Source organism: Lactobacillus hominis DSM 23910 = CRBIP 24.179, from assembly GCF_000296835.1.
GTDB lineage: Bacteria > Bacillota > Bacilli > Lactobacillales > Lactobacillaceae > Lactobacillus > Lactobacillus hominis.
On the sequence record NZ_CAKE01000022.1, the window covers coordinates 33837 to 49483 of the forward strand.

Consider the following 15647-nt stretch of genomic DNA (forward strand, 5'->3'; position numbering starts at 1 on the left):
CAGTACTATCATAACGCAAATAAGTAATAAAAAAGAGTACCTTTCGGTACTCTTTTTTGCTTTTTGATCTGTTTTAGTCTTCTGCGACAAATGGCAATAAGCCCATAACGCGAGCTCTCTTGATTGCAACAGTCAACTTGCGTTGATTCTTTGCGCTAGTGCCAGTGACACGACGTGGTAAAATCTTACCTCTTTCAGAGATAAAACGTTTCAACAAATCAACATCTTTGTAGTCGATGTAATCGATATGGTTAGCAGCAATGTAGTCAACCTTACGACGACGACGGCCACCTCTTCTTTGTTGAGCCATGTTCAAAGATCCTTTCTAGTTAAAATTTAAAATGGGAGATCATCATCTGAGATATCGATAGAACTACCTGAATCTGCAAATGGATCTTGCGGTTGCGCATTGTTATTAGTGTTAGCGGTATTGTTGTTAGTGCTTGGTGCACTATTTCCACCAAAGTTATTAGTACTTGGTGCACCAGCATTATTACCAGCTTGTGGTGCAAATCCTGGGTTACTTTGACGATTCTCACGATCGCGACGTGATTCCAACAATGAGAAGTTATCTACGACTACTTCAGTAACGTAGACCCTCTTACCATCTTTATCATCATATGTTCTCGTTTGAAGACGTCCTTGAATACCAACTAATGAGCCTTTTGAAGTAAAGTTAGCAAAGTTCTCTGCAGCTTTACGCCAAATTACACAACTGATGAAATCAGCGCCACGCTCACCTTGGCTATTAGTATATTGACGATCAACAGCAAGAGTAAACGTAGCAACTGAGATTCCGCTCCCAGTAGTACGTAAATCAGGATCACGTGTTAAACGGCCAACAAGTACAACATTATTAATCATACTTTTGTCCCCTTCCTAATTCACGAAAAAATAATTACTTGTCTAATTTAACAGTCATTGAACGTAAGATTTGGTTATCAATACGTGAAAGACGACCAAATTCGTTAACTGCATCTGCGTTATCAGCAGTGAAAGTTAAAATGTGGTATGTACCTTCACGGTATTTATCCATTTCGTAAGCGAAACGTCTCTTACCCCAATCCTTAGATTCAAGATCTTGAGCACCGTTGTCGGTTACAACCTTGTCAAAACGTTCAATCAAAGCCTTCTTTGAATCTTCGTCAATGTCAGGCTTGATGATGTAAGTAACTTCGTACTTAGTTTTTGCCATATAAATGCACCTCCTCATGGACTAAATGGTTCTTGTGTCAAATCAAGAACAAGGAGTAATGAATAATATTACTCACAATGGTTGATTTTATCACAGAAACAAAAAAATTACCAAACTTTTTTCACGTGATCCTGAGCAAATTGCTCATTATTTATTACACGAAAAGTTGGTAATTTTATTTTTAATCTAAATTATTCTTGTGAATCTTCTGAATTATCGCCGTCAGTTAACGCATTTTCTTCAGAATTTTCATTTTCTTGCTCGTCATCGTCTTGCGCTGGAATAGCGGTTACGCTGGCAACTTTAGCACCATCATCAACACGAATTAACTTGACACCTAAAGTAGCACGACCAGTTTGAGAAACATCGTTGACGTCGAATCTGATCATTACTCCGGCACTAGTAATTAACATGATGTCTTCATCGCCATTAACTACAGTTACACCAGCCAATGGACCGTTCTTTTCACCGATATTAGCGGTCTTGATACCTTTTCCGCCGCGGCCTTTAACTGGATATTCTGAAGCAGCGGTACGTTTACCGTAACCTTTTTCAGAAATTACTAAAACTTCTGAATCAGGCTCTAAGATATCAGAACCAACTACATAGTCATTTTCACGTAAGTTAATTCCGCGAACACCAGCAGCGGTACGTCCCATTGCACGAACGTCGCTTTCGTTAAAGGTTACAGCATAGCCTAAGTGAGTTCCAATTAAAATGTTTTGCTTACCATTAGTCGTCAAAACATTATTTAATTCATCGCCATCGCGCAAAGTTAAAGCAATCAATCCACTACGTCTAATATTGCTAAATTCGCTAACGTGAGTTCTCTTTACAGTTCCTAAACGCGTTACAAAGAACAAGTAGTTGTCTTGCGCATCTTCAGGAACATTGATGACAGCTTGAATTTTTTCGCCTTTATCTAACTGCAATAAGTTAATGATTGGCAATCCCTTGGCATTTCTTCCAAATTCAGGAATTTCGTAAGCCTTCTTAGAATATACCTTACCTAAGTTAGTGAAGAAGAGTAAGAAGTCATGGGTGCTTGAGAAGATCAAGTGGTTGATAAAGTCATCGTCTTGAACTCCCATACCTTTAATACCACGACCACCACGGTTTTGAACTTTAAAATCGCTCGCTGGCATTCTCTTAATGTAGCCGTTGTGAGTTAAAGTAAGCAATACGTCTTCTTTTTCGATTAAGTCTTCGTCTTCGATAGAAACTACTTCACCCGCAGCAATTTCAGTTCTTCTCTCATCCCCAAAACGCTTTTGGATATCAAGCAATTCATCATAAATAATCTTATCGATACGTTCAGGCTTAGCCAAAATATCGCGATAATCAGCAATCTTTGCTTGTAATTCTTGATATTCAGCTTCAATCTTGTCGCGCTCTAAACCTGTCAAACGAACCAAACGCATATCTAATATGGCTTGCGATTGACGATCATCTAAGCCAAAGCGAGAAATCAATTGCGCCTTAGCAATATCGCTGGTCTTAGAACCACGGATAATCTTGATAATTTCATCAATATGGTCTAAAGCGATTCTTAAACCTTCAAGAATATGAGCACGTGCTTCAGCTTTTCTTAAGTCAAACTTAGTTCTACGTGTAATAACGTCTTCTTGGTGGTCTAAGTAATATTGCAGCATTTGCTTTAAAGTTAAAAAGTGCGGTGCACCATTAACAATTGCCACCATATTGATACCAAAGTTGGCTTGCATTTGGGTTTCTTTGAATAAATTATTCAAAACCACGCTGGCACTAGCATCACGACGAATATCAATCGTAATTCTCATACCAGTCTGGTCAGATTCATCACGAACACCAGTAATTCCATCGATAATTTTTTCACGTGCTAAATCAGCGATCTTTTTAACTAATTCGGCTTTATTTACCAAGTATGGGATTTCGCTAACAACGATGCGTTCACGACCATTTTTCTCAGTTTCGATATTAGTCTTAGCACGTACAACTATATTGCCCTTGCCGCTTTCGTAAGCGCGATAAATTCCGCTGCGTCCCATGACAATACCACCAGTTGGAAAGTCTGGTCCAGGAATGACCTTCATCAAATCCTTAACCGTTACGTCAGGATTATCCATCAACATATGGATTCCGCTTATTACTTCAGCCAAGTTGTGAGGCGGAATATTAGTAGTCATACCAACAGCAATACCGCTAGCACCGTTTACTAACAAATTAGGAATTCTAGCTGGCAAAACAACTGGTTCATTTTCAGTATCATCGTAGTTACGTTGCCAATCAATGGTTTCTTTATTGATGTCGCGCAACATTTCAACGGCGATTTTACTCATACGAGCTTCAGTATAACGCATAGCAGCTGGTTCATCGCCGTCTACAGAACCAAAGTTTCCGTGACCGTCGACTAGCATGTAGCGGTATGAGAAATCTTGAGCCATGTGGGCCATTGCCAAATAAATTGATGAGTCACCATGTGGGTGGAATTTACCCATAACTTCACCAACAATTCTGGCACTCTTTTTATATGGCTTATCGGGACTGACGCCCAATTCGTTCATTCCGTACAAAATACGACGCTGCACTGGCTTTAAACCATCTCTAACATCAGGTAAAGCACGCGCAACGATAACTGACATTGCATAATCCAAAAATGAACTACGCATAGTGTGAGTCAGATCAACATTTCGTATTCTGCGATCTTGCATTTGATTATCGTTATCCATCTAAATCTCCTATGCATCCAAGTTTTCTACGTATTTAGCATTCTTTTCAATAAAGTCACGTCTTGGAGCAACTTCATTACCCATCAATAATTCAAAGACTTCATCGGCATCTTTAGCATATTCAGGGCTTACACGATCTAAACGTCTATTTTCAGGGTTCATAGTAGTTTCCCATAACTGTTCAGGGTCCATTTCTCCCAATCCCTTGTATCGCTGAACAACAGGCTTAGGACTTGGTTGAAGCGTACCTAAGTAGTCGTGCAATTCTTCGTCAGTATCAAGGTATTTTTCAATTTTTCCTTGACGCACTTGATACAGAGGGGGCCGTGCGATGTAGACATATCCTTTTTCAATCATTGGACGCATGTAATTGTAAAACAGCGTAAGCAGCAATGTTCTAATGTGAGCTCCATCGACATCGGCATCCGTCATAATAATTAACTTATGATAACGTGCTTTTGAAACATCAAAGTCAGCACCAAAGCCAGTTCCCAAAGCAGTAAACAAAGAACGAATTTCTTGGTTAGCTAAAATTCGATCCATTGAAGCTTTTTCAACGTTCAAAATCTTACCTCTGATTGGCAAAATTGCTTGCGTTAAACGCGAACGTCCTTGCTTTGCCGAACCTCCTGCAGAGTTACCTTCGACGATAAACAATTCTGAAATGCTTGGATCATTACTGGTATTATCGGCTAATTTACCAGGTAAGTTAGCAATCTCAAGGCCTGACTTTTTACGAGTAACTTCACGAGCACGCTTAGCTGCAACACGTGCGCGAGCAGCCAATTGCCCTTTTTCAACAATCTTACGACCGACTTGAGGGTTTTCCATCAAGAACTTACTAAAGGTTTCAGAAAAGGCCTTATCAACGGCTGCACGAGCATCTGAGTTACCTAGCTTAGTCTTAGTCTGTCCTTCAAATTGTGGATCAGGGTGCTTAACAGAAACAACCGCAGTCATCCCTTCACGAATATCTTCACCAGAAAGATTGTCATCTTTATCTTTAAAGATCTTAGCTTTACGAGCATAATCGTTAACTACACGCGTTAAAGCAGTCTTAAAGCCGGCTTCGTGCATCCCGCCTTCATAGGTATGGATGTTGTTAGCAAAAGTCATCAAAGTCGTCTTATAGCCATTAGTGTATTGCAATGCTACTTCAACAGTAATGCCATCGTATTCGCCTTCAACATAAACTGGTTCGTCAAATAAAACTTCTTGACCGCGGTTAAGAAATGAAACGTACTCTTTAATACCGCCTTCAAAATGGTAAACGTCAGTTTCAGCAGTTTCTTTACGCTTGTCAGTGAACGTTAACTTAAGACCCTTGTTTAAGAAAGCTAATTCACGAATTCTGTTTTTTAAGACCTTGTCATCAAACGTAGTTGTTTCAGTAAAGATATCAGGATCTGGATAAAAATGAACGATGGTTCCGTGTTGATCTAATGGCACAGTACCAATCTGTTTCATTTCTTGCACTACACGACCGTGGTCAAAAGCAATGGTGTACTTTTTACCATCACGCATAACAACAACGTCTAATTTAGTAGACAAGGCATTTACAACTGAAGCCCCTACACCGTGAAGACCACCAGATACCTTGTATCCGCCACCGCCAAATTTTCCTCCGGCGTGCAAAACCGTAAAGACTGTTTCTAAAGCTGGACGACCAGTCTTTTTCTGGATATCAACTGGGATACCACGACCGTCATCTTGTACAGTTACACTGCCGTCTTCATTAACAGTAATTTCGATCTTTGTCGCAAAACCGGCTAATCGTTCATCGATACTGTTATCGATAATTTCCCATACTAGGTGGTGCAATCCTTGGCTACTGGTAGAACCAATATACATACCAGGACGCTTTCTAACAGCTTCCAGGCCTCCTAAAACTTGAATCTGGCTGGCATTATATTCATCAGCTTTTTCTTCAAATTTTTTAGCTTTTTGTAAGTCTTGCTTGCTCTTATCTTCAGCCATTTAATTCTCCTCTTTAGTAATAATTCCTGACTTGATGTAGTAAATTCTTGGCGTCTTCACTACTTCCCAGGAAATTCCTTCCAAATCCGTAGTAGTAATAAAAGTTTGGGTTTTTCCATGAATGTAATTAAGTAAGCTGCTCTGGCGATTATGATCTAATTCGCTCATCACATCATCCAATAGTAAAATGGGATACTCATTAGTCAGATGATGCACCAGCTGGATTTCAGCTAACTTGATACTCAAAGCAATTGTTCGCTGCTGACCTTGAGAAGCATAATCATGAGCATTTTTACCATTAATCTTAAAAAGCAAATCATCGCGATGAGGCCCGGTCAGCGTAGTTCCTTTGCGAATTTCGTTTGCCTTATTTTTATGAAAACTATCTAAAACTTTATGATAGATCTCATCAACTTGATCACCGGCCTCAATTTCGTTAATTGAAGGTCGATAGTAGATTTCGAGTTGTTCTTTATTTGCACTAATTTGACTATGTGCATCATGGGCATAACTATTTAACAATTTTACGAAGTTGAGTCTGCGATAAATAATTTCCGCAGCGATACCTGCCAGTTGATCTGACAAGACATCTAAAAAAATCTTATCTTTTGCTTTGCCTAAAGACAGCTGCTTAAGATAATTATTTTTTTGCTGTAGAACTTGCCGATATTGACTAGAAAAATACAGATATTCTGCATTGATTTGTCCAAATTCCAAATCCATAAATCTACGCCTTAAAGCGGGTGCTCCTTTAACCAAGGCTAAATCTTCAGGTGAAAACAAAATCGCATTCATTTGTCCGACATATTTGGACAATTTTTTTTGCTCTAACCGATTAATCCAGGCCTTTTTGCCCTTAGGCGATAAGCGTAATTTTAGTTCTACTTCGACCTGACTTTTGTGCACCTTGCCTTGAAGACCAGCGTATTTACTGCCAAAGCGAATCAATTCTTTATCGGTGCTAGTTCGATGAGAACGCGTTAACGCTAAAAAATAGATTGCTTCTAACAAATTGGTCTTTCCTTGGGCATTTTGACCTAAAAAAATATTAATTTGTGGATCAAAATCTGTTTGCAAAGTTGAGAAATTTCGAAAATCCTTCAAAGCCAAATTTTCTAAATACATGACTACTCCGCAACAAATTTATAGGTTTGTCCCTCAACTTCAACTACATCATCTGGATGAAGCTTTTTACCTCTACGATTTTCTGGTGCCCCATTTAACTTAACTGGGTTGTCTTTTAAATACCACTTAGCCTGTCCACCGGAAGAAATAATACTTTCTTCTTTAAGAAATTGAGCTAAAGTAATAAATTCACCCTTAATTGTGAAATTTTTAATACTACTCACCCCATTTAACTAGTTATACCTTATTATTATACCGTTTTTCACGATGAAAAACAATTCACATTCGCCTTCTAAGCGCTTTTGAATGAATTTATAGTTAACTAATATCCCTATACTCAAACGTACAAAAAAAGCTGAAAATGGCAAAATTTGCCTTTTCAGCTTAAGTTATCACCAAAAAATACTTCGAGACTTTTAGAATGTTCTAACCGGAGTAATCAATTGCGTAAAGTCAACGTCTTCTTTTGCTGGCGTAACAGTAAATGGACGTAATGGCTGAGTAAATTTCATGACAATTGAATCAGTAATTGAAGCTCTTAGAGCGTCTCGTAAATAATCTGGGTTAAATGCAATTTCCAAGCTATCGCCAGTTAAACTCTTAAATGGAATTTCTTCTTCAACATTTCCGATTTCGGCAGATTGACCACGCAAAACTACGCTTTGCTTATCAGTGTCTAAATTCATCTTAACCACGTTGTTGCGACTTTCGTGGGTAAGCAAACTTGCACGGTCCAAAGAACGAGATAAAGTAGACAAATCAAATTCTACTTGAGTTGTAGAGCTAGTTGGGATTAAGCGATCAGTATCTGGATATGATCCTTCTAGTAAACGTGAGTAAAATGCAATATTTCCAATATTGAAAAGTACTTGATTATCACCTGGGTTAACAGTAATTTCAGGGTCTTTTTCACCAATAATTCTAGAAAATTCAACTAGACTATTTCCAGGAATTACCAAATTAGATTTCACTTCAGGTCCGTTTTCTACAGAAATTGTTCTTTGAGACAAACGATGACTATCAGTAGCAACAGCTTTAATTGCATTACTGCTAAAGCTAAAGTTAACCCCATTTAAAGTTGGACGGCTTTCTTGGTTAGCAACAGCAAATACAGTTTCGTTAATTACTTCTCTAAAAGTTTTACCGGAAAGCTCGAAAGCTGCATCGGTTGGAATTTCTGGTAAACGTGGATAATTATTTGCATCCAAACCGTTAATCATAAATTCGGTATTTTCAGATGTGATTTTTGTTTGGAAACTTTCTTTTACTTCAAATGAAAAGTCTTTGCCCGGCAATTTTTTGATAATTTCACTGAAAAAGCGTGCTGGTAAAACGATTGAACCAGTTGATTCAACTGTTAAATCATCGTTAACTGGAATTTTGATTTCAATAGAAATATCAGTATCGCTACCAGTTAAGACTAATTCTTGTTCAGAAAGATCCAATTTGATTCCGCTTAAAATCGGAATAGTAGCACGTGAAGAAATAGCACGCATAACATTGTTCAAATTATCGAGGAACAAATTTCTATTTATTGTAAATTGCATTGATTATCCTCCGTTTATTTTTGAGTACTCTTTTTTATTTAATTATATATTTAAATACTTAGAAGTAGTAGTAGGTACGGTGGATTATGTTGAAAACTGTAATAATCCACTGATATGAAAGAAAAGTACTTGTACAAAACATGTGAATAATTCTAAAAGTTATCCACATGTTATTAACTTTACTAATGATCAAGCATTGCTTTCAAATCATACACAGCCGACTTAATATCTGAGTCAGTTTTGATTGCACGATCGATTTTTTCGACTGCGTGCATGACTGTCGTATGATCTTTTCCGCCAAATTCTTGACCAATTTTTGGCAAACTAGAATCTGTTAACTCACGCGACAAATACATGGCAATTTGGCGTGGGACAACAATCTGCTTTACCCTCTTTTTACCTTTTAATTCGGCAGTAGAGGTTTGGAAATAGTTGGCAACGACTTCTTGAATCTTGGATATCTGCAGTCCACGATTTTTTTGGACTAGTTTTAAGTCGGTTAAAGCTTCTTTAGCTAAATCGACATTAATATCTTCTTTTTCAATCGTTGCATGAGCTTGCACTTTAACTAATGCGCCTTCGAGTTCACGGATATTAGTATCTACTTGCGAAGCGATATAGTCTAAAGTATTGTCGTCAATTGAAAGTCCGTCTGCTTCGGCTTTTTTACGCAAAATTGCAATGCGAGTTTCTAGATCAGGCGGCGTTATTTCGACCTGTAGTCCCCAGGTGAACCGCGAAACTAATCTTTCAGATAACGCTGGAATTTCGTTCGGCAAACGATCACTAGTCATTACGATTTGCTTTTGATCGTTGTAAAGCGTCTCAAAGGTGTGGAAAAATTCTTCTTGAATCCCCTCTTTTTTAGCAAAGAATTGAATATCATCTACTAATAAGAGATCACAGGTACGATATTTTTCACGAAATTCGTCTTGGGTCTTATTTTTTATGGAATTAATAAAATCATTAACGAAGGTTTCGCTTTGAATGTAAACAACTTTGGCATTCGGCTTTTCCGCAAGCATTTGATGACCGATTGCTTGCATTAGGTGAGTTTTACCAAGACCTACACCACCAAAGATAAATAAAGGATTGTAAAAACTACCTGGATTATCGGCAACTGCTAAAGCAGCTCCGGCAGCAAGTTTGTTGCCTTCGCCTTGAACAAAAGTATCAAAAGTATATTTACTATTTAATTGCAAATCTTTAGCAAATTCATCAGGTGCTTCTTCGTGAACTGGTTTTGGCTCAGTATGCGGTTGAGGTGTAACAAAGCGTTCAGGTCCTTCTTCGCCTGCAACGGTGAAAACTGGAGAAATTTCCATATCAGCGTAAGCATATGCTTCTTGAACTAATTGAGATGCAAGATTTTTTTCCCAATAGCCTTTTGACACGGGAGATTCTACAGCAATTAACATTTGTTTAGTAGTTTTATCAAAGGATAAAGGTTTAGTATTTTTAAACCATGCGTTATAGGCAACTTCACTGTAACGTTTTTTCATTTCAGAATTAAAAAATTGCCAAAATTTATCTAAATCAAACAAAAAAAGATCCTCCAATTGGATGGTTTACGTTTTAAAACAAAATAAATTTTAGCATTTTTTAGTTAGGTTTTCCACAGGTGAATAAGCGTAAATAACAATTACACAGGGATGTGGATAATTATTTTTTGAGTTTCCACAAGCAAGAAGAAAACAAAACGAAAATACACTTTTTCCACAAGTGAAGTGTGCATAACTTTTGCTTATTTTTCAAAGGTTTAAAAGCTAATTTAAAAATTATTTCCACAGGCTGTGAATTCTGTTTTTCACACCTTGTTGATTGTGGAAAACAGTGCGAATTATCCTGTGTATAATTTCTGAACGAAAAATTTATAAAAAATATTTCCACACCAAAAGATAAAAAATTGCGCAAGAGTTTGGTATTTTTTTCTTTTAAAACCTTGGTTTTTTGCGGTAAATATGCTATCCTAATTTAGAAATTGTGCTTAAAGTACTAAAAACGGAGGTGCATATTAATGTCCACTAAGAGAACTTACCAACCTAAGAAGCGTCACCGTTCACGCGTTCATGGTTTCATGAAACGTATGGCTACTGCAAACGGCCGTAAGGTTTTAGCAAGACGCCGTAAGAAGGGTAGAAAAGTCTTATCTGCTTAAGCCACTGAACTCAGTGGTTTTTTTAATCTAAGTTAGGATGAAAAGTTTTGAGAAAATCCTACCGAGTAAAATCCGAAAAAGATTTTCAAACTGTATTTGAATATGGCCAATCTATGGCGAATCGGGCCTTTGTTCTTTATGTTTTACCTAAAGAGGGTCAGAAGCATTTTCGCGTAGGTATTTCTGTCGGAAAAAAAGTTGGTCACACAGCTGTAGTAAGGAATAGATTGAAAAGATATATTCGTGCTACACTCACTGAATTTAAACCAAATATTAAACCTGATTTAGATTTTTTAGTGATTGCTAGGCCATATGCGAGAGATTTTAATATGGTAAGAACCAGAAAGAATCTTGAACATATAATGAAGCTTTCACATATTCTGACTACTACGGAAACCGAGGAACAGTAGAGTGAAAGACCTTTTAACAAAGAAAAATTTAAAAAGGCTTGTACTTGTTTTAGGAATTGTAGCATTAGTACTCACTGTAAGTGGGTGTGCTGCACCAACAGCAGGTAATATTCAACCAATTTCTCATACAAGCGGAAGCTGGTGGGATAGATACGTTCTGTATTACTTGTCACAATTCATTTTATGGATTGCAAGTTTGGTAAATAATTCCTATGGCTGGGCTATCGTAATCTTTACTATCATTATTAGAATTATCTTATTCCCACTGCAGGCTCTTTCTATTAAGAGTATGGCCAAGCAGCAAAAGCTCCAACCTCAGATGGATGCTTTACGTAAGAAATATTCTGGTACTGATGTAGAGACACGCCAAAAATTACAGGCTGAAACAAGCAAGCTTTATAAAGAAGCTGGCGTAAATCCATATGTTGGATGTTTGCCACTTTTGATTCAATTGCCAATTATGTGGGGACTGTATCAAGCAATTTATCGAACACCAGAATTGATGAACGGTAAATTCTTATGGATGGACTTAGGACGTCCTGACCCATACTACATCATGCCAATTTTAGCTGCGGTATTTACTTTTATGTCTTCATATATTAGTCAAATGTCACAGCCACAATCATCCCAAAATGGTATGACAAAATCTATGACCTACGTAATGCCAGTAATTATTGGTGTTTCAGCAATTGGAATTCAGTCAGCAATTTCAGTTTACTGGGTTATTTCCAACCTCTTCCAAGTAGTTCAAACCTTTATTTTGCAAAATCCATTCAAGTATCAACGTGAAATGGAACAACAAAAAGAGGCTGAGCGTGAACGTGAGCGTCGTTTACGCAAGACCTACAAGAAGTTAGGCCGTAAGAAAAAGTAAATAAATTATCTAAATCATATAGATAAAGTAGTCAAAGTGCTTTGTCCATCATGTTTCAATGGTGGAGTGGGCACTTTTTTTATTGAAATTTTTAGTTAGGGAGTAAAAATGGCACAAGTTTTAACTCAATTTGATACAATTGCTGCAATTTCTACGCCACTTGGTGAGGGTGGCATTTCAATTGTCCGTTTGTCAGGACAAGATGCTGTGAAAATTGCAAATAAAGTTTTTAAAGGAGCAAATTTAGCTAAAGTCGCATCGCATACCATTCATTATGGACATGTGATAGATCCTGAAACTAATAAGGTAATTGATGAATGTATGGCAACTGTCATGCTCGCTCCAAAAACATTTACACGTGAAAATATCGTCGAAATTTCTTGTCACGGTGGAATTGTCGTTACTAATGATATTTTGCAATTGCTTTTAGCAAATGGCGCTCGAATGGCAGATCCAGGTGAATTTACCAAGAGAGCCTTTATGAATGGGCGTATTGATTTAACACAAGCTGAATCAGTCATGGATATGGTGCGCGCTAAAACTGATCGTGCGCGTCAAGTGGCTATGAATCAACTTGAAGGCGGCTTAATGACAAAAATAAAGGCTATGCGCCAAGACCTACTAGATACCATGGCTCAGGAAGAAGTAAATATCGATTATCCTGAATATGATATGGATGATATGACTGGTCAGGAAATGAAGCAAAAGGCAATTTCTGTTTCTAAAAAGATCGATGAGCTTTTAAATACAGCCCAGGAAGGTAAAATTATTCGCTCAGGTTTAGCTACGGCAATTGTTGGGAAACCTAATGTCGGTAAATCATCTTTATTGAATTATTTAACTCAAGATGACAAGGCCATTGTGACCGATGTGGCAGGAACTACGCGTGATACTTTGGAAGAATATGTGTCAGTCAAGGGCGCTGCTTTAAAGCTAATTGATACTGCAGGAATTCATGAAACTTCTGACAAAGTAGAAAAAATCGGGGTCGAAAGATCTAAAAAAGCAGTTGATCAAGCTGATCTTGTCTTGCTCTTACTTGATTCTAGTCGTGAATTAGAACAAGAAGATCGCGATTTATTAGAATTTACAAAAAATAAAAAACGTATTATTGTTCTAAATAAAAACGATTTGGGTCAAAAGATTAGTCCAGAAACAATTAAAAAGATGACTGATAGTCCAGTAGTTGTAACGTCAGTTTTGCAAAAAGAAAACTTGGACCAATTAGAAAATGCAATTGAGAAGTTATTCTTTAAGGGAATTGAAAATTCAGCTGATCAAGTACTAGTTACTAACCAGCGTCAAGCAAGTCTTTTGGTAAAAGCTAGACAAGCATTAGCTGAAGTAATTAAGGGCGTTGATGATGATATGCCGCTTGATTTAGTCCAAATAGATTTAACCAATGCTTGGAATGATCTAGGTGAAATTACAGGTGAAAGTGCACCTGATGAGTTAATTACGCAGTTATTTAGTCAATTCTGTCTAGGAAAGTAGGAAGCATATATGAAGACATATGAATCTAATGAATATGATGTAATTGTCGTTGGAGCGGGGCATGCTGGCTGTGAAGCAGCCTTAGCTGCTGCCCACATGGGTGAAAAGACTTTATTATTAACAATTAATTTGGATATGGTTGCTTTTATGCCGTGTAATCCTTCTGTGGGAGGACCTGCTAAAGGAACTGTGGTGCGCGAAATTGATGCTTTAGGCGGTCAAATGGGCAAAAATATTGATGCTACTTATGTACAAATGAGAATGCTTAATACGGGAAAAGGTCCAGCTGTTCGTGCTTTACGTGCGCAAGCTGATAAGTGGCAATATCATGAACATATGAAAGACACCATTGAAAATACGCCTAATTTAACTTTGCGTCAGGGTGTAGCAGATGAATTAATCGTTGAAGATGGCGTATGTAAAGGCTTAGTTACAAATACTGGTGCTAGATATTTGGCTAAAAGCGTAGTTTTGACAACCGGTACTGCTGCTCGCGGTAAAATTATCATTGGCGAATTGACTTATTCTTCTGGTCCTAACAACTCGCTTCCTTCAATTAAGTTACCTGAAAATTTGGAAAAACTTGGCTTTAAATTGCGTCGCTTTAAAACAGGAACTCCTCCTCGTGTAGATGGCAATACGGTCGATTATTCTAAAACTGAAGAAGAACCTGGCGATAGCGAGCCACGCCATTTTTCTTACACAACTAGCGATGCTAATTACATTAAGCCTGAAGATCAGATGTCATGCTACATGACTTATACCAACCCTAAGACGCATGAAATTATACGTCAAAATCTGGATCGTGCACCGATGTTTTCCGGCATTATCAAGGGCGTGGGCCCACGTTATTGTCCATCAATTGAAGATAAGGTTGTTCGTTTTGCGGACAAAGACCGTCACCAAATATTCTTAGAACCCGAAGGTCGCCATACTAAAGAAATTTATGTTGGGGATTTTTCAACTTCAATGCCTGAAGAAGTACAACTGAAAATGGTGCACTCTGTTGCTGGATTAGAGCATGCCGAATTGATGCGTCCAGGATATGCAATTGAATATGATGTTATTGAACCTTGGCAGCTCAAGCATACTTTGGAAACTAAGAATATTAAAAACTTATTTACTGCTGGACAAATGAACGGAACATCTGGCTATGAAGAAGCTGGCGGACAAGGTTTAATTGCCGGAATCAATGCTGCGTTGCGCGCACAAAATAAGCCAGGCTTTACTTTACAAAGAGACGAAGCTTATATTGGCGTATTAATTGATGATTTAGTAACTAAGGGCACTAATGAACCATACCGACTGCTTACTAGTCGTGCTGAATATCGTTTATTATTGCGTCATGACAATGCAGACTTGCGTTTAACTGAAAAAGGCCATGAACTTGGTTTGATTTCTGAAGAACGTTACCAAGAGTTTGAAGCTAAAAAGAAGGCTATTGCTGATGCTATGCAGGTTATTAAAGAAGTAAAAATCCATCCAACTGATGAAGTCCAAGAATATTTAGCTTCAATTAAGCAAGATCGTCTAAATGCAGGCGTTAGCGGTGCTGACTTTTTAAAGAGACCGCGTGTTAGTTTTGAAGCTATTGAAAAACTAGTTGGTCATCCGTTAGCTAGTGATCGCTATGTAAAAGAGCAAGTTGAAATTGCTCTTAAGTATGAGGGCTATATCAAGAAAGAAAATGTTATGGTTGATCGTTTGCACCGGTTGGAATCTAAGAAGATTCCAGAAGGCATTGACTATAATGCTATTTCAAGTTTAGCTACTGAAGCACGTCAAAAATTCGAAAAAATTCGTCCAGAATCAATTGCCCAAGCAGAAAGAATTTCTGGCGTAAATCCAGCAGATTTAGCAATTTTGACAGCCTATATTCAACAAGGCAAGATAGCTAAACTGCCTGGATATGGCTCAAAGAAAAACGAAAAATAACGAAAAATCTGAATAAAGAGCACTATTTGAAAAAATAGTGCTTTTTTTGCTTTTAATATTACAAAAATGTTACAAAATCAAAAATATAAAAAATTATGATCACTTAATCACATCAAAAAATCCTCATAGGATAGAACTTATTGTGCTATTTTAAATAAGTTTGTGAAATAATTATCTTTATATTTACGTATATCCTTGTATAGCAAGAAATGAAAACACTTTCA

At 37.5% G+C, this 15647-nt stretch carries 14 protein-coding genes; 5 read left to right on the forward strand and 9 right to left on the reverse strand.

Annotation, left to right across the window (positions count from 1 at the left end):
- Positions 1-73: 73 nt before the first annotated feature.
- The 9 genes from rpsR to dnaA form a co-directional block, all read right to left on the reverse strand.
- Positions 74-310 (reverse strand): 30S ribosomal protein S18, encoded by a 237-nt coding sequence (rpsR, locus tag BN55_RS07370; protein WP_008471430.1) that lies wholly within the window; start codon positions 308-310, stop codon positions 74-76.
- Between the two features lie 26 nt (positions 311-336).
- The gene (gene ssb, locus BN55_RS07375; protein ID WP_008471432.1) at positions 337-864 is read right to left on the reverse strand and encodes a single-stranded DNA-binding protein; all 528 of its coding nucleotides are present in this window, start codon (positions 862-864) and stop codon (positions 337-339) included.
- A gap of 34 nt (positions 865-898) precedes the next feature.
- Entirely contained in the window at positions 899-1195 is a 297-nt protein-coding gene (rpsF, locus tag BN55_RS07380; protein WP_008471433.1) for a 30S ribosomal protein S6, read from the reverse strand.
- Between the two features lie 191 nt (positions 1196-1386).
- The gene (gyrA, locus tag BN55_RS07385) at positions 1387-3903 is read right to left on the reverse strand and encodes a DNA gyrase subunit A (protein ID WP_008471434.1); all 2517 of its coding nucleotides are present in this window, start codon (positions 3901-3903) and stop codon (positions 1387-1389) included.
- Positions 3904-3912: 9 nt separating this feature from the next.
- Entirely contained in the window at positions 3913-5880 is a 1968-nt protein-coding gene (gene gyrB, locus BN55_RS07390; protein ID WP_008471435.1) for a DNA topoisomerase (ATP-hydrolyzing) subunit B, read from the reverse strand.
- A complete protein-coding gene (gene recF / locus BN55_RS07395; RefSeq protein WP_008471436.1) occupies positions 5881-7005 on the reverse strand; it encodes a DNA replication/repair protein RecF in 1125 nt (374 codons plus the stop codon).
- Positions 7006-7007: 2 nt separating this feature from the next.
- Positions 7008-7229, reverse strand: a complete 222-nt coding sequence (gene yaaA / locus BN55_RS07400) for a S4 domain-containing protein YaaA (RefSeq protein ID WP_008471437.1) — start codon at positions 7227-7229, stop codon at positions 7008-7010.
- Between the two features lie 192 nt (positions 7230-7421).
- The gene (gene dnaN, locus BN55_RS07405; RefSeq protein ID WP_008471439.1) at positions 7422-8552 is read right to left on the reverse strand and encodes a DNA polymerase III subunit beta; all 1131 of its coding nucleotides are present in this window, start codon (positions 8550-8552) and stop codon (positions 7422-7424) included.
- A gap of 182 nt (positions 8553-8734) precedes the next feature.
- Positions 8735-10096 (reverse strand): chromosomal replication initiator protein DnaA, encoded by a 1362-nt coding sequence (gene dnaA, locus BN55_RS07410; protein WP_008471440.1) that lies wholly within the window; start codon positions 10094-10096, stop codon positions 8735-8737.
- 473 nt (positions 10097-10569) lie between these two features.
- On the opposite strand from dnaA, the gene rpmH reads away from it, so the two are divergent.
- The 5 genes from rpmH (at position 10570) to mnmG (ending at position 15423) form a co-directional block, all read left to right on the forward strand.
- Positions 10570-10710 carry a 50S ribosomal protein L34 gene (rpmH, locus tag BN55_RS07415; protein WP_003648141.1) on the forward strand — a complete coding sequence of 47 codons (141 nt, stop codon included), beginning with the start codon at positions 10570-10572 and terminating at the stop codon, positions 10708-10710.
- Between the two features lie 47 nt (positions 10711-10757).
- Positions 10758-11120: a ribonuclease P protein component gene (gene rnpA / locus BN55_RS07420; protein ID WP_008471443.1), complete on the forward strand. Its 363-nt coding sequence runs from the start codon at positions 10758-10760 to the stop codon at positions 11118-11120.
- 1 nt (position 11121) lies between these two features.
- On the forward strand, positions 11122-11994 hold the full coding sequence (yidC, locus tag BN55_RS07425) for a membrane protein insertase YidC (protein ID WP_008471445.1): 873 nt from the start codon (positions 11122-11124) through the stop codon (positions 11992-11994).
- Between the two features lie 108 nt (positions 11995-12102).
- A complete protein-coding gene (gene mnmE, locus BN55_RS07430; RefSeq protein WP_008471447.1) occupies positions 12103-13488 on the forward strand; it encodes a tRNA uridine-5-carboxymethylaminomethyl(34) synthesis GTPase MnmE in 1386 nt (461 codons plus the stop codon).
- A 9-nt stretch (positions 13489-13497) separates the two neighbouring features.
- Complete coding sequence (gene mnmG / locus BN55_RS07435; protein ID WP_008471448.1) at positions 13498-15423, forward strand: tRNA uridine-5-carboxymethylaminomethyl(34) synthesis enzyme MnmG; 1926 nt, start codon at positions 13498-13500, stop codon at positions 15421-15423.
- The last annotated feature ends 224 nt before the right edge of the window (positions 15424-15647 follow it).